The organism is Neolewinella agarilytica (genome assembly GCF_900110645.1).
Lineage (GTDB): Bacteria > Bacteroidota > Bacteroidia > Chitinophagales > Saprospiraceae > Neolewinella > Neolewinella agarilytica.
In genome coordinates, this window is record NZ_FOFB01000020.1 from 49,716 (window position 1) to 64,345 (window position 14,630).

Sequence of the window (14,630 nt, forward strand, 5' to 3'; positions counted from 1 at the left end):
AACGCTCTCTCATAACCGATACAATGAGATTAAGATTCTGAGATTACGATTGTTTGTGACCATTCGTGTTCCGGTAGATATGGGCCGGAACACGAAGTCACTTTTTTCAATCTAACTTCAGACTAAGATATATGTTCATGGGATTATTGAAAGCCGGGTACCGATTGAGGTGCCCGGCTTTTTTTATTTCAAAAAGGTAAGGTTCAGGCATGTATTCGTTTAGAGAAGCTGCGGACGAAATTTTCCAGGCTGTCTTCAGCTTGCAGAGGCAATTTTTTGCGTAATCGATTCCTTGTTTTTTTTACACCTCCGGAAGAAATGCCAAGGATGTTAGCTATTTCATTAGTGTTAAGAGAGAGTTTAATAAGCAAAAATAGTCTCTCTTCAGCCTCTGTTAAATGAGGAAACTGCATGCGCAGGCGTTGCAAGTAACCAGGATGTGCTCGATTAAACTGTGCTTTAAAATCCTCCCAGTCTGCGGAGGTCAGGATCGTATTGTCGAGATTATAAGAATAGACATTGTTTTCGGGAGCGCTGTATTTAGGTTCCTCGGCCTTATGAGACTCCTCTGCAGACGGAAAAGTTGAAGTTTTGTAAGTTTTGTTGAGTTTAACCAGTGCGGCGTTTTTTTCAGATAGCAGTCGGGTAAGGGTTTTAAGATTTTGCTTTCCTTCTTCAATTTTTGCACGAGACTCTCTCAATCTACGTTGCCAGAACCACCAAGTAGCCGCAGAAACCATTAATAAGAGAAAGATGGCTACACCGAATCGTTCTGCTCTTCGCTGGGAGGTCAGAAGATCTTTTTCACTGGCTTCTAACTTTAACTGTTTTTCTGCCATACGGAAATTCTCTTCAAGACGGGCGATCTGTAACTTAGTTTTGCTGCCGATCAGGCTATCCCGGAGGTAACGAAACTTGTCTTGGTATTCATACGCTAGTTTATAGTTGGTTTGGTTTTCATAAAGCTCACGCAGGCCGGCATAATTTTGTACGATGTTTTCGGTAAATCCATTCTCCTCATTGAAGCGAATGGCTTGCTGAAATCCATTTATGGCCATGTCTGTCTTTCCGATTAAACTATAGGCATGAGAAAGGTTATTGATGGCTTTGCCAAATGGCCTTTTAAGATGTAGCTCTTGAGCCAGATCCTTAGCGATAGTAAGGTAAGGTATAGCCTCATGATAAGAACCTTCCTGTAAGAGCAGGTTGCCAAAGTTAGCATGAGCCGTCTGCAGATTTTTTTTGGCACCATATTTTTCCAAAAGGGGGAGTGCTCGGTAAAAGTAATTTCTTGCTATTTCGAAACTGTCCTTCAGGGCGTGCATTGCACTGAGTTGTTCAAGGCTTTCCGCCATACACAGGCTGTCTCCTGCAGCTTCGCACCATCTGGCAGCATTTTCGTAAGCCCCGATTGCTTCATCCGTTTCTCTCAGGATTACCCAAAGGTGTCCTCTCCGGTAAGCAACGCCTCCCTTCCATCCTTCATTTTGGGAAGTGTTAGCCAATGACTCTGCTATAAGCAAATGCTCCGTTGCAGTAGTGTAGTCCTGCATCCGAACGTAGTCGTAAAAAACATAGATCTCTCCAAATATACGTAGCAGGGTATCCTCCTTGTTTTCTACTGTACTCAGCCATTTTAAGTGAGCTGATAACCGTTGTTCTGTGGGTAGAATTGAATCTTGAGGTACAGGGTTCTCCCTTTCATAGCCAGCTCGGAAATTTGCCTGGCCAGTTAAGGAGAGGCTGTAGAGAAATAGTAAAGAAAAAATAAGTGAACGGGTACTGTGCAAAGTAGGTGGATTAAAATTAGATAGAAATGGTTTTTGAGAAGAGGTGCCTGTGTCGCCTGAACGTTTTCCGGTTTTAAAGAGGGTTGTCCCCCTGTTTGTCCCCCCTTCGTGTGCAGGTTTTGTAGGCTTGATGGTGGAAATTTGCAGTTCATCACCGATCATTAATTCTTTGGTCGGTACACAAACATACTACATGAAATACCTATCTAAAGTAGGAGGTGTACCTGCTTCCTTATCGTTCCTCTTGTGTTTTATTTTTTCTTTCCCCTGTTTTAGCCAAGAAGCAATTCCGACGGTGAAGCCTGTATGGAACAGTATTTACGATAATCCAAAAGCTTCTTTTAGTGAGTTGAGAGAAGACTTCAATGCTTATTGGAAAGACCGAACCGTTGGTAAAGGACATGGCTACAAACCGTTCAGGCGGTGGGAGGCCTATATGGCCCCTCGGATTTTTCCCACTAACGATATGAGCCTGGTCAATAACACGTATTTCAATTACGTCGCCTGGAAAAAAAAGCAAGGGATAGAAGACAATCAGAAGTCTTTTTCGGGTAACTGGACGCCTCTTGGCCCATTCACTAAGGCTACCGGAGAAGATACCGGAGTTGGCAGGCTTAATATGGTTAGGTTTGAGCCAGGGAACAACCAGGTTATGTACGTAGGTGCGGCAGACGGTGGCTTATGGAAGTCTACTAACGGCGGAGCTTCCTGGAGCACTAACACGGACTTTCTGGGCGTCATCGGAGTGGCTGATTTGGCTATACATCCTACAGTGACCAACACAATGTATCTGGCCACTGGAGACGTAGAAAGCGACCGGCGGAGCATTGGTGTCCTTAAAACTACCGATGGCGGAGCTAACTGGAATAATACTGGCCTGAGTTGGACGGCAATTGATGATTACTCGATCCGTAAATTGTTGATGCATCCGGGCAATCCTCAGATTTTATTAGCAGCGACAAATAAAGGAATTTTCCGGACCACCGATGGTGGAGTTACCTGGTCGTCTTCTGCAACCGCTCAAAATTTTAAAGACATGGAGTTTAAGCCAGGCGATCCGAACACTGTTTATGCGTGCAGTAATTCCATGTGGAAATCAACTAATAACGGTGTCAGCTGGACTAGGATAACCAATGGCGTGCCCGTAAATGATGTGGTTCGTCTGGGGTTAGCCGTTACGCCTGCTGAACCCGGATATGTTTACCTGATAGCTGGAAAGCAATCCAATGGTGGACTAAAAGGTATTTACCGGTCAACCAATAGTGGTAATTCGTTTTCTACTCAGTTTGAACCTGTTTACAATAACACATTAGGAGATTACGATAACCCAAATATCCTGGGGAACGAACCCGATGGATCTGATGCTGCCGGTCAGTCCTATTATACACTTGCTTTGGCGGCTTCACCCACGGACCCTGATTTTCTCTTGGCGGGTGGTGTAAGCCAGTGGGCTTCTACAGATGGAGGAGAAAGCTGGTACATCAGTTCTTACTGGGCTCCTGACCCAAATTATGAGTTTGTCCATGCTGATACTCACGAAATCGTTTTTAGTAGCGATGGTACGAAAGCTTTCTCCTCCCATGATGGTGGATTAGCCATGTATACGGATAATGCAACGGGGGATGGTCCTTGGACAGATTTAAGTAATAATCTGAATATTTCTCAACAGACAATCATTGGTATGTCTGCTTCTAACCCCAACAGAATGGCCGCTGGCCTTCAGGACATTGGAACCATTCTTAATACTGCCCCTAGTACCTGGAAAGTTATCGGAGGTGGTGATGGTGAGTACTGCTTTATTGACTACACTAACGACGATATCGTAGTAGAAACAGGAACCAATGGAAGCCATGCCATTTCCTACGATGGAGGCTTAAGCTTTACGGACATAGTCGATGGATTACCAACTGATGGAGAAACTGGTGAGGTGGAGTTTCAGTCTCCGATTCATCAGGATCCAATGGTGCCAACAACTTTTTATGCCGGAGGCCGAAAGCACCTCTATTACTCTCAAAATCGTGGGGCGTCCTGGATTGCGAGAGGAATAGCTTTTCCCGAAAACGGAGGGTCGAATATTACGGAGTTTAAAATTGCCCCCAGTAACCATCAGATAATTTATGCAACGAATGGATTCAATCTTGCAAAGTCAACTGATGCAGGAATAAGCTGGGATTACCTGCCTGAGGCTTCACTCAATGCTTCCGTGACCCAGATTGCTATTTCAAACGTCGATCCGGATAAAGTCTGGGTAACCTACTCCGGTTATGTAGACGGAGAAAAGGTCTATAGCTCGATTGACGGAGGAGACAGCTGGACAAATATCTCAGACGGCCTGCCAAACATTCCTTTCAATACAATCGTGTTTCAGAATGGATCCAATGACTTGGTGTATGTAGGTGGCGATATTGGGGTTTACTGTCGTGGCATCGCGAAAAGTGGTTGGACTTTGTTCTCTGCCGGACTGCCAAACACAAAAGTCAGTGATTTAAAAATCTTTTATCCAACTATGAAGATCCGTGCTGCGACCTACGGACGGGGAACATGGGAATCTGACGCAATTATATCTTCTCTGCCCGTTACGCTTAAGACTTTCGAAGGTGAAAACCATGGAAAGATCAATAAAATATCCTGGGTAACTACTGAAGAAACTGACCTGGCCTATTATGAGGTAGAACGGAGCTCAGATGGAAACACTTTTAATACTTTGTCAAAGGTCCTTCCTTTATCCGTAGAGGTAAATGAGCAGCGTGCCTATAATTTCTCTGACAATCAACCGTATAACGGACTGAACTACTACCGTTTAAAGATGACTGATCTTGACGGCTCATTCGAATATTCTCATGTCATCACTCTTTTTGTTGATGGTGATCAAAATGAGTTGTCTGTATTTCCTAATCCGACTACAAACATCTTGCACTTTAAAGGATTGGCAAGAACTAGGGTGGATGTCAGTGTTCTGGATGCTCTTGGTAGAACAGTGATTGTACAAACAATTAACACATCGGCTGGCCTTGATGTTAGCCGCTTGCCCAATGGAACATACTATCTGGAAATATCGTCTGCGGATGAAATCCTGGACATAAAGCGGTTTGTAAAAGAGTAAAACAGTAGTCTTTGTTTTGTGTGATACACGATGTGAACAACAAATCTGTTTGATACAGATATTAAGAAATGTGCTGTCCGGGATTACCCCCGGATAGCACATTCTATTTCTGATCATGCGCTTAAAAGGCGATAACTATCGAGTCATCCTTTCTTAAATTTAGTCGTTTCGCTATTTAAGACCTCCTGCTTACTTAAGGATAGTCAACCTGTTAGAGGTAGAGCACCATTTAGTCATACGAGTAAAGTATACTAAACAGTAGTTCATAATCATGAATCCTTGACATTAAAAAAAGACATTGGGTTACTACAGTAGTGGCTAGCTGCTGATAACTACCTTTGCGGGCTGTTTCTATCCCGGTTTACTCTTTGGCTCGACCGCCAGGGGCTAAAACAAAATAATGAAGTTCGAAGTCCTCTACCACGATGATCACCTCATCGTGGTCAACAAGCCCGCCAACTTATTGTCTGTACCGGATCGTTATGATCCGGACATTCCCAATCTTACCGCTCTTCTGGGGCGTAAATTCGGAGACCCGGTAATGGCTGTGCACCGCCTGGATAAACCCACCAGCGGAGTCATTGTCTATGCTCGTTCGCCGGAGGCGCACCGGGAGCTCAACCGACAATTTCAGGAGCGGGAAGTAGACAAAGTCTATCACGCCATCGTTGACGGGCAGCCCCCCGAGGAAGGCGACGTCGAGATTGATGAACCCATTGCCCGGAACCCCGGGCAAACCGGACGGATGATGGTCTCTAACCGTGGAGTATACGCCTTCACTGTTTTTAAGGTGATGGAGCGCTTCGGGCACCAGTTCAGCCTGCTGGGCGTTCAGATTTTTACGGGGCGGACACATCAGATTCGCGTTCACCTCAATTATGCCGGCTATCCGCTTATGGTGGATCCTTTCTACGGTAAGCGGGAGGAGTTTAAGCTCTCCGAAATAAAACGACGTTACAATATTGGCAAAGACCAGGACGAGCGCCCCTTACTTTCCAGAGTACCCCTCCATGCCAGCAGGCTGGCTTTCAATCACCCTGATACAGGAGAACGTGTGTCGTTTGAGGCAACGATGCCTAAGGATATGCGGGCAGTGTTGAATCAGTTGCGGAAGTTAGGTAAGTAGTTCAAGTATGATGTCGTACAAATCCTCATAAGGCAGAACCTCTTGATCGTAAGACGGTTGAAGGACGCCTACCGGTACCTCATCAAGCATAGCTCTGTAATCCTTGGTTCTGCGTTTAGTAGAGTTGTAATTATAGTCAGATTTAGTGATTTCCGCCATCATCCGAAAGAAGACGTTGGCCCGAAAGTTCTTCTCTTTATCCAGATACCTGTCCCTGTACTTCATAGTTGCCTCGTATCGATCCATTACGCCGTCGTAGTCTCCGCGTTGTAGTAGTAAAATGAACTGGCTTATGAGGATGGGCACATTTTGTCCTCGTTTATCCTTTGTGAAGGTCGGCACACTATTAAGGTAACGGTGAATCCTGAAGTTATTGTTGTCCGTCCAGTCACTAAGCCGTCCAGACTGGTGCAGCAAATACAAATAAGCACTATAAATGATCCAGGTTTCCTGAATGCTGTTGGGGAGCTTCTTGAATTTCGAGTGATTAATCACCTGTTGATAGACCTTATAGGCATTACTGAATCGTTTGGTGTGGACGGATAGAAGGAAAGAGAACTCAAGATGCTTAAACCAGTTGTACTTTCCAACGGTAATGTGCTGTCGTACAATCTCCAATGTTCGTTCTCCCTTTTCAAACTCCTTTAAGGCTACATAGCAGGCGGTAAGATTGATGCCTATCGCGAAGATTGCTGAAGCATAAGGGAAAGGAAGTTTCATGATTTCCGCTAAGCCCGCTTCACCGTGAGGAACTGCTTCTTGATACTCATTGACACTCATGTACTTTGCTAAATGCAGAGCGCAGGTAGTGTACGTAAGTTGCCCACTGTTCAATGAGCAAGGCATGGAGTTGATATCTGCCAGGTACTCGTCAATTAAAGCTTCTACCTCAGGCTTTTTTGAGCGATCTACTACGTACATGGAACTGATGTGGTACCAATGAGATCTACTGACGGACTCTTTAGATAGCAGCTGTTGCAGTTCCTTCATCTCTTTATTGATGGACAATACTTTATCGGGTTGACCCGCCATTGCGTAGACGCCAGAGGCAACACTCAAACCGAAAATGTGCTCGGCGGTAAACTGATACTTCGCGGCTACGGAAGTCACTTTCTTTCCTAGTTTTATATAGTTTTCTCTTGCGCCAAACCTAATGAGCAATTTGGCGAGCATAACATTGGACTGGCATTCTAACAGGGCAGATTCTCTATTGTCGTATTTACTCTTCTTCAGGTCAACAAAAAATACGGTTTGATAGAGTCTTTCCCGAAGCTGATGTTTCAGTTTATAGTAAGGATTCATTTCTGTCTGTCCGGGGTATAAAAGGGTGAAAGCTTCCTCATCGGAGGTAATTTTTCCGTCGATAAGTGCACGGTAAAACATGTCTAGCTTCGAAGTTCCCGTCTTGTTGTAGCTGACGACAGAAATGTTCTTCGTCTTGTTTTTGTTGAGCACTCGGGTGAGCTCTAGCAATAATTTCATCAGTAGAAAAGGCTTGTAGTATGACAGAGGAGAGAGAAGGCCAAGCAGGCCGTTGCTCTATTCTCGTTTACATACCTCGCAACAATGGGCGAATTAATACACATAAAATCATCCTAAATATAGAAAGAATTTGTTAATTATTTAAAGCTATATATTGTTGATTTTTAGTTATTTATGTATTTATAAATAATTGTTTTTAGGTAAAAGTGTGGGAAAGAATAATGCGTTGAGTGTCATTGAGGAAGGAAAAGGAAGGGGGTATCTATGCAGTAGAAACTATCACGCATTACTAAAAACACACTGTTATGACTGCTGTTATTTACTCCCTCCTCATTACCTTCGGCCTCATTACCTCACCTGCTGATTTTGACAATGCATCTGCTCAGGAGCAGCAGGAAATGATGATTGTTATCGAGGATGTGGTTATGTAGGATAAGCCAATAGACCAATTCAAAATGGAAAAAACTAGGGGTAAGAATTTTACTTCTTCTGTCTCTTCAAAATAAACCGGGAAGTCGCTCCTTTGCTACTGACAAACGGGAACACCACCCACCAAATCAAAACTAGAATGTCACAGTCACCCATAAGGTTCCATCACTCAGGCTTTGATCGTGCAGCAGTAACAGTTGCAGGATTGACTACTAAGCAACTTGGCAAGAAGGTCAACGTAAAGCTTGGCATGCCTAAGTATAATTGTCGCTTCCATGGTATCTGCCAAATGGACTCTTTTGAGGCAATCAACTTTGCTGAAGGTTGCCAACAGGAGGACGAACCGATTCTGCATGGTACCCTAACTATACAGGGGCGTTTAGATCGTGGCACATTACGCATCCCAAGTGGCCAGATGCTGCTAGCCAAAGAACAATATCACTTTGGCCGGGAACGCTTAGTCGTTTGGGAACCTATTCTGCTAAGCAACATCATTCCTGAAGTATCTGAGCAGTACTCTTGGGTACTTCCGGGAGCCTATCAGCTACGTCGAGATGGCGATAGCTATAGAATGGTCCTTCGCTTTGGTACACCTTAATAGATAATAGATAAACAACCCAGGTTACTTCTCAGGCGCCTAAACTTCTCAATCACCATGGTAGCTCAGACTCAACAAGGCCGATACGAACTGACACCCTATGCTCCACATGCCTACGTCTTTACGACGGAGAGAGGGAATACCTATATCGTCCGGTTTATTCGCTATTGGCAGGAGGAGGTTGTTGAGTTATACATTAAGAAAGAACTGGAGGTGTTTGAAATATACTTCGAAGTAATGGAAATAAAAGATAAAGGCTACGACCGTAGAATCCAGTTTACCATCATCGGAGCTATCGTCGATTTCCTTGCTGAAAATGATCGGGTTGGCTTCTTCGACATTAAACGAGAAGACGGCCGAGGCCTTGAATTGCTACGAGTATATCGTATTTGGCTGAAAATGTATGAACGTAACCGAAAAGAAAAATCAATCATGTTAAATCGAATTGTGAGTATTCCTGATCAATTTGATTCACATATAGCCTGCTTGGTCCATCCTAATAATAAAAGCTTTAAAGGTCAAAATGTTGACCAGTTGATGGACAGTGTATTAAAGGAGATATTTCCTCGGGCAACGCTTACTCCTTTCTAGTCATTGACTGGTTTTGAGATGAGCTCCTGAAAACTATCAAACCCATTTTTTTTAATTTCTTCAAAAGATAAAAGTATGTTCGATACTATAATTTTCAGAAGGGCAACGAAAGCTACTCGCGGGCTTTCGGCTCTGTTCTGGTCCCTTCGGGGATGACGAAGGACAAATAAGAGGAATTATGAAGTATGCTCGCCATCTTTCTGATTTCCACGCTTGTGGCAGCGTTCAATGACTGCAGAAATATAGACCGCCCATATCGGGCAATTAATAAATTAATACATAATTCAATTTCCATAGAAATGGCTAATAAGAAAAACCTCTCCCTCGACAAAGATCGCCTCGTACGCCTCCAGGACGCACAACTCGACGCCGCCACCGGTGGTGCCGCTGCTGCCCCAGGGTCCAACACCGTTACCATCGGTCTGCGTGCCGCTAATACAGATGATACCCCCAGCGGTAGCTGCTGTGCTAAGTCTTGTAACCGTCGTGAGGCTGAAATCGCCTAAGGGACCATTTTCTTAATTCAACTACCAGGGGTCCTGTCCCCGTGAAATAGCTTAGTATGAAAAACAAAGATCTTTCCCTCGATAAGGAGCGTCTCGCTCGCCTGCAGGAAGAGCAACTCGAAGCAACCATTGCCGGTGCTGATGGCCCCGGATCCAACAAGGTTGACGTTGATATCCTCCGCGCTGCCAACGACGATACGGATGACGGTACGCGGGCTGCCAGCAACAGCGGCAGCTGCTGTGCGAAGTCTTGTAACTAAGATCCTCCCGGCCGCCGTTCTTTAGTGCCTGCACTAAAATCCGGAGAAGAGAAGCCACCTCAATTTTCCTCTTTTTCTCCTGATCCTCAGCCCCATAGAACGGCGGCTTTTATACTAAGTAATTGTCATTCTATATCCATTCACTACGCCACATTACGAAGGCGAAAAAAGAAAAAACATGAAGTCCAATAAACTCAAACTCGATAAAGATACCCTGACCCGGCTGCAAAGCCAGCAAATGTCAGCCGCCGTAGGTGGTGCTACGGGAGAATACGAATCCAATGTCATTAAAGACGAACCAGAACTACGTGCCGCTGATAACGATGGAGGTGCCGATTCATGCTGTAGTAAGTCCTGTAATCGACGCGATTAATGCCAGGGATCACCTGGTACTCCAATATTCAAATTAAAGCGGTTTGGTCTCATGGGGTATAGCCGATAATAATCTTTTTGAGATGCTGACTGGCCCCCACTTGACTTAGCATAGTATATAAATAATAGAATAATGAAAAAGAAATTACAACTAAAAAAAGAAACACTCGTACGCTTACGCGAACAACAGCTAGCGGCTACCCAGGGAGGAAATGCTCTTGCTGAATCAAGAGGCGTAAACAGTGCTGATGAATTAGCCGTCGCCTTTGCGAGCTGCTGCCGAAAAACCTGTAATGACCCCAAAGAAGAGGAAATTGGTATTGACTAGTCTTGGGTGCGCAATGAATTAAGTGCAAGCAAAAAACTATCAAAAAACAATCAGATAAATTTAGTAGTGTTGGAATAAGGCAGGAGCCTGATTAGGTTTCGGCGAGATATACTGTAAGACCCTTCGCCATAAATATCGTAGGATAATATAAGTAAGACATCTCATAGGTGTGGGCCCTCCTTATTCCTTTTTTACTCTTTTCATTCTGTGTACTCTCCTACCTTTTACAATAAAAAATCGAATAATGTTTATTCATATCCGCCTCATACTTACAGTAATACTTACGGGCTTACTGTTTCCGCTTTTTCTGTTTTGTCAGGATGATTCTTCGATAAAAGTCTCGGGAGTTATTCTAACAGAAGATCAACAGCCCGTAGATTTTGCCTCTGTCTCTATTCTGGCTTCTGAAGATACTGCTGTTGTAGACTTTCAGTTAAGTGATGAATCCGGAAATTATGAGTTTCAAAACCTGAAGGCCGGTGGCTACCTGTTGAGGATTAGCCGACTGGGCTTTCCCGATTATACCACTGAGGCTTTTCAGCTCGTTGATGGTCAGCATCTGGAAATGTCCCCTGTGATGCAATCCACGGGAAATGACCTGGCCGTAGTGGAAGTGACTAGCCGACGGCCCATGGTTGCTTTCTCCGGAGGGAAAATGGTGGTTGCGGCGGACCAACTGCCTGGTAAAGAAATAAGCTCCGGCCTTGAGATCCTGAATAAGGTCCCCGGGGTATTTGTGAATGGGACGTCCATAACACTCAATGGATTTGGCAACGTCAATGTACTTATTAATGGCCGGCGACGAACCATGACTGCCAGCCAGGCCGCCACCCTTCTGCAGGGTATACCCGCAGAGAACATCAAAACTATTGAAGTCCGCAGCGGTAAGTCTGTATCTCAGGATGCATCAGGTACGGGCGGAGAGATCAACATCATCACGCACAAGTCTCTGGGGCAATTCTTTAATTTCAGTTTGCGTAACCGCGTAACGATTGATCGCTTCGTGAGCAACAGCCATAATGCCTACCTAAATTATAACGGTAGCCGCATTCGCTTCAACGGCGGCATTAACTATACCCGGAACTACAGCTACGGCAACCAACAACGGAATGAACGTTACTTCGACAATGATGAAAACCTGTTTGGTACGAACCAGGTAAACATAAACTCCCAAAGCCTTAGCCAATTACCTTCTGGTAACTTCGGTATAGAGTATGACCTCAGCAGCAAACAACGTATTGGCATAAATGGTAACTCTTACTTTACGGTAAAGGATGGCCGGACGACCAATCTCAGTACTTTCGACTTCGTCGATGCCGAAGACCGGGACGTTCTGCTGGGAGAACAACTAGACCTCAATGACAACCTGAGCTCATTTGATGCTTACTACGAAAACGATCTGGACAGCCTCGGCAGCCGCCTCACGGCCAACCTCGGCTACCTGACCGGATACAGCCGGGAACAGATAGACTTTGACCGAAGAGAACCTCCCACGCTCTCTGGAAGCGAAGCATTGAACCTGCGTACGCGCCTCCCCCTTGATGGTGCTCAGACTACATTTCGCACAGATCTGAAAAAGTACCTGAGTCCTTCTACCGTTATCTCTGCAGGCATTAAAATCTCCGACGGAAGCATTGAGAATTTCTCTGTGTTTGATACCATTAGCCGGCAGCCGCCCGTCCGCAATCTCGAACTCAGCGACAGCCTTGGCTACCAGGAGCAGGTGTATGCCGCTTACGCCTCCATTAGCCACGAAATGGGATACCTGAGCTTTGAAGCCGGTTTGAGAGCAGAAGCTACCAGGACGGAAACCTACAGCTATAAGGTTGATGCGCGTGGAGGACAGTCTTACGAAAACCTTTTCCCGAACCTGGCCGTGAGCTACGCTCCTTCCGCTAATCACCAGTTCACCCTCAACTACAGTTCTTCGATTACACGCCCGAACTACCTGGAGCTGAACCCCTACGTTCGTTACCTGGACGCTTTCACCTTCACGACGGGAAATAACGAATTGCTACCCGAAATTGACCACCGGCTAACGCTCAATACGCGTCTCTACCGACTGCTCTACCTGAACTTCGGTCTGATTCGTGGCCAGCGTTACGTCGGCCAGGTCCGGGAACTAACGGAGGACGGGCTGACGACGAGTATCACCCCACAGAACGCCTTCAACGTCCGGGCGGGCTACGTTCAAGCCATCATTTACTACCAGTTCGGTAAAAATGAGAAAGTACAGGGCCAGTTGTCCTCACTGGTGGTGCCTCTCAATTATCTCCCACTCCCTGCTTTTGAAGATCAGGCACAGTTCACGGGGTCAACCACTAAAGTCGTTCTTTCTGCCTCGACGCAGGTTAAGCTCACGGATCGTCTTACTATTGAGGGCGATTACCGATTTACCCGCGGTAGGCTTTACTTCCAGCGGAGAAACCTGAATCAATGGGTGGCCAATGCTCAGCTGAGATACCGCTTACCTGGCGATGCCTTCACGCTGGCAGTAGGGGCTACTGACCTGTTCAACAGTAATAATGCAGCAGGAGAGCGGTTTTTCACGGGCTTTGAGTCTGATTATGCTTCAGACTTTAATACCCGTCGCGTATCGATTGCCCTCAATTACCGCCTGGGTAAGCTGCGTAAAAACTACCGGCGAGGCCCGGAGGGCGACGTTGGTCGCTTCCAATAAAGAAGGCTTTGGGTGCCCTTGTTTCAATAAGGCGTTCAGTAGCCTGAAAGTACTGTCTCAATACAATTTCTGTTACATCTCCTTTTGAGGAGTACCCACTTTCCATTTTTGACGAGTGGGTGGGGGGAAAGGTTTACAACGTATGCCCTGGCAGCGCTAAGCCTTCTCCTTGCCCATACTCTTCATCATCATAAAATTTTCTGGCTATGTCTACGACGGTAACCGCGTTGGCAAATCAAGGGAGTCTGCCTCACCAGGACTCCGCGCTTACCCGGCGGCTATTCGAATTAGCCGAAAATATCGATCGATACGATACCGGCTTTGGCCTCAATGGAATAACGATGTTGGCGGTCTGCCGCTACCTCAATTCAGGAGCGTCAGCAGATTTGGCGATTGCGCAAAACCTTTGCCTTCAGGCTATTGAAGGGGTGACCGACCCGCAACATACCGCAGCCGCTACCCTGGTTGAAATCAGTGAACTGGCTCAGTTTCTGGCTTCCCATGCTGAAACGCTGGAGCTGTCCGAAGCCGTTACTCCCTTACGCGAAATGCTGCACCAGATTTTGGTTAAGCGGATGAATATTTGCTTTGAAAAGCAGGAGCTGGATCCTTACACAGGAGGCTTTCAGCCCGCCTGGTATCTCCTGCTTTATGGCCCGGATTGTCACCAACACCTAAAGAGCTGGCTGGAAGCTTTACCCACCGTTGAAGCCCTCGCAGAGCGCCATGAAGATGGTACTTATAAAGTGGCCACCGGCCTGTCTCACGGCCTGGCTTTCTATGCGCTCTTTGTATGCAAAGTCTTGCAGCGCTGCCCTGAAGTCAGAGCATTTCAGCGGCGCGGGAAGGGCTATCTCAGAGCCTTACGGCGAAGATCGGTTTCCGCCCGCCGCTACGGTTGCTACTACCTGGAAGGTAAGGCGCGCGGACCGGGCCGCTTATGCCTGGCCTACGGAGATATGGGCATCCTTTATGCAGGTCTGCAGCTGGCGCGCTTGCTGGGCGAAACGGATGAAGTTGAATTCTTCACGGACGCTTTGCTCCACACGGCTGGCCGCCGTACGCCGGAAAATACTGCGATCACCAATAATAGCCTGCTTTATGGCCGGTCCGGTGCCTGGTTATTTTTCGATCATCTCAACAAGCTGACCGGCATCAATACGTTCGCCGAGACGGCTGCTTTTTGGCGGGCAGAAGCCATCGCCCATTATGATGATCAGCAGATAATTGAAGGCTTTGATCACTACGATTACCCCGCCATGCAACGTATCTCCCTCTTCGAGGGCCCGCAAGGCCCGTTGCTCGTTGACCTCGCTTTGCGCACTACTCCAACCTCTTTACAATCCACTTTTTACCTCCTCTAAT

General features: G+C 46.1%; 13 protein-coding genes. 11 read left to right on the forward strand and 2 right to left on the reverse strand.

Going from position 1 to position 14,630, the window contains the following annotated elements:
• Positions 1 to 203: 203 nt before the first annotated feature.
• Entirely contained in the window at positions 204 to 1,952 is a 1,749-nt protein-coding gene (locus BM123_RS16770) for a tetratricopeptide repeat protein (RefSeq protein ID WP_139211921.1), read from the reverse strand.
• 31 nt (positions 1,953 to 1,983) lie between these two features.
• On the opposite strand from BM123_RS16770, the gene BM123_RS16775 reads away from it, so the two are divergent.
• Positions 1,984 to 4,893 (forward strand): T9SS type A sorting domain-containing protein, encoded by a 2,910-nt coding sequence (locus BM123_RS16775; protein WP_175489433.1) that lies wholly within the window; start codon positions 1,984 to 1,986, stop codon positions 4,891 to 4,893.
• A 400-nt stretch (positions 4,894 to 5,293) separates the two neighbouring features.
• A complete protein-coding gene (locus BM123_RS16780; protein WP_090170691.1) occupies positions 5,294 to 6,019 on the forward strand; it encodes an RluA family pseudouridine synthase in 726 nt (241 codons plus the stop codon).
• Here the strand turns inward: BM123_RS16780 and BM123_RS16785 are convergent.
• Positions 6,008 to 7,501: a hypothetical protein gene (locus BM123_RS16785; protein ID WP_090170694.1), complete on the reverse strand. Its 1,494-nt coding sequence runs from the start codon at positions 7,499 to 7,501 to the stop codon at positions 6,008 to 6,010. The two genes, BM123_RS16780 and BM123_RS16785, sit on opposite strands and share 12 nt — an antisense overlap.
• A 305-nt stretch (positions 7,502 to 7,806) precedes the next feature.
• Here BM123_RS16785 and BM123_RS24750 point away from each other — a divergent pair, with 305 nt between their 5' ends.
• The 9 genes from BM123_RS24750 to BM123_RS16825 all read left to right on the forward strand — a co-directional run bounded on the left by BM123_RS24750 (position 7,807) and on the right by BM123_RS16825 (position 14,629).
• Positions 7,807 to 7,932: a hypothetical protein gene (locus BM123_RS24750; RefSeq protein WP_262490480.1), complete on the forward strand. Its 126-nt coding sequence runs from the start codon at positions 7,807 to 7,809 to the stop codon at positions 7,930 to 7,932.
• Positions 7,933 to 8,069: 137 nt separating this feature from the next.
• The gene (locus tag BM123_RS16790; RefSeq protein ID WP_090170697.1) at positions 8,070 to 8,528 is read left to right on the forward strand and encodes a hypothetical protein; all 459 of its coding nucleotides are present in this window, start codon (positions 8,070 to 8,072) and stop codon (positions 8,526 to 8,528) included.
• 57 nt (positions 8,529 to 8,585) lie between these two features.
• A complete protein-coding gene (locus tag BM123_RS16795) occupies positions 8,586 to 9,119 on the forward strand; it encodes a hypothetical protein (protein WP_090170700.1) in 534 nt (177 codons plus the stop codon).
• 299 nt (positions 9,120 to 9,418) lie between these two features.
• Positions 9,419 to 9,625 carry a class I lanthipeptide gene (locus tag BM123_RS16800; RefSeq protein ID WP_090170703.1) on the forward strand — a complete coding sequence of 69 codons (207 nt, stop codon included), beginning with the start codon at positions 9,419 to 9,421 and terminating at the stop codon, positions 9,623 to 9,625.
• Positions 9,626 to 9,681: 56 nt separating this feature from the next.
• Positions 9,682 to 9,885 carry a class I lanthipeptide gene (locus BM123_RS16805; RefSeq protein ID WP_090170706.1) on the forward strand — a complete coding sequence of 68 codons (204 nt, stop codon included), beginning with the start codon at positions 9,682 to 9,684 and terminating at the stop codon, positions 9,883 to 9,885.
• A 178-nt stretch (positions 9,886 to 10,063) separates the two neighbouring features.
• The gene (locus tag BM123_RS16810) at positions 10,064 to 10,258 is read left to right on the forward strand and encodes a class I lanthipeptide (RefSeq protein WP_090170708.1); all 195 of its coding nucleotides are present in this window, start codon (positions 10,064 to 10,066) and stop codon (positions 10,256 to 10,258) included.
• A gap of 132 nt (positions 10,259 to 10,390) precedes the next feature.
• Positions 10,391 to 10,585 carry a class I lanthipeptide gene (locus tag BM123_RS16815; RefSeq protein ID WP_090170711.1) on the forward strand — a complete coding sequence of 65 codons (195 nt, stop codon included), beginning with the start codon at positions 10,391 to 10,393 and terminating at the stop codon, positions 10,583 to 10,585.
• A gap of 244 nt (positions 10,586 to 10,829) precedes the next feature.
• The gene (locus tag BM123_RS16820; RefSeq protein ID WP_090170713.1) at positions 10,830 to 13,265 is read left to right on the forward strand and encodes a TonB-dependent receptor; all 2,436 of its coding nucleotides are present in this window, start codon (positions 10,830 to 10,832) and stop codon (positions 13,263 to 13,265) included.
• 206 nt (positions 13,266 to 13,471) lie between these two features.
• Entirely contained in the window at positions 13,472 to 14,629 is a 1,158-nt protein-coding gene (locus BM123_RS16825; protein ID WP_090170716.1) for a glycoside hydrolase family protein, read from the forward strand.
• Position 14,630 lies beyond the last annotated feature (1 nt).

Excerpts from the sequence above, each read along its gene's own strand:
- BM123_RS16795 (WP_090170700.1), top strand. The coding sequence starts at position 8,586 with ATGGTAGCTCAGACTCAACAAGGCCGATACGAACTGACACCCTATGCT.
- BM123_RS16800 (WP_090170703.1), top strand. The coding sequence starts at position 9,419 with ATGGCTAATAAGAAAAACCTCTCCCTCGACAAAGATCGCCTCGTACGC.
- BM123_RS16815 (WP_090170711.1), top strand. The coding sequence starts at position 10,391 with ATGAAAAAGAAATTACAACTAAAAAAAGAAACACTCGTACGCTTACGC.
- BM123_RS24750 (WP_262490480.1), top strand. The coding sequence starts at position 7,807 with ATGACTGCTGTTATTTACTCCCTCCTCATTACCTTCGGCCTCATTACC.
- BM123_RS16785 (WP_090170694.1), bottom strand. The coding sequence starts at position 7,501 with ATGAAATTATTGCTAGAGCTCACCCGAGTGCTCAACAAAAACAAGACG.
- BM123_RS16770 (WP_139211921.1), bottom strand. The coding sequence starts at position 1,952 with ATGATCGGTGATGAACTGCAAATTTCCACCATCAAGCCTACAAAACCT.
- BM123_RS16810 (WP_090170708.1), top strand. The coding sequence starts at position 10,064 with ATGAAGTCCAATAAACTCAAACTCGATAAAGATACCCTGACCCGGCTG.
- BM123_RS16805 (WP_090170706.1), top strand. The coding sequence starts at position 9,682 with ATGAAAAACAAAGATCTTTCCCTCGATAAGGAGCGTCTCGCTCGCCTG.
- BM123_RS16780 (WP_090170691.1), top strand. The coding sequence starts at position 5,294 with ATGAAGTTCGAAGTCCTCTACCACGATGATCACCTCATCGTGGTCAAC.
- BM123_RS16775 (WP_175489433.1), top strand. The coding sequence starts at position 1,984 with ATGAAATACCTATCTAAAGTAGGAGGTGTACCTGCTTCCTTATCGTTC.
- BM123_RS16825 (WP_090170716.1), top strand. The coding sequence starts at position 13,472 with ATGTCTACGACGGTAACCGCGTTGGCAAATCAAGGGAGTCTGCCTCAC.
- BM123_RS16820 (WP_090170713.1), top strand. The coding sequence starts at position 10,830 with ATGTTTATTCATATCCGCCTCATACTTACAGTAATACTTACGGGCTTA.
- BM123_RS16790 (WP_090170697.1), top strand. The coding sequence starts at position 8,070 with ATGTCACAGTCACCCATAAGGTTCCATCACTCAGGCTTTGATCGTGCA.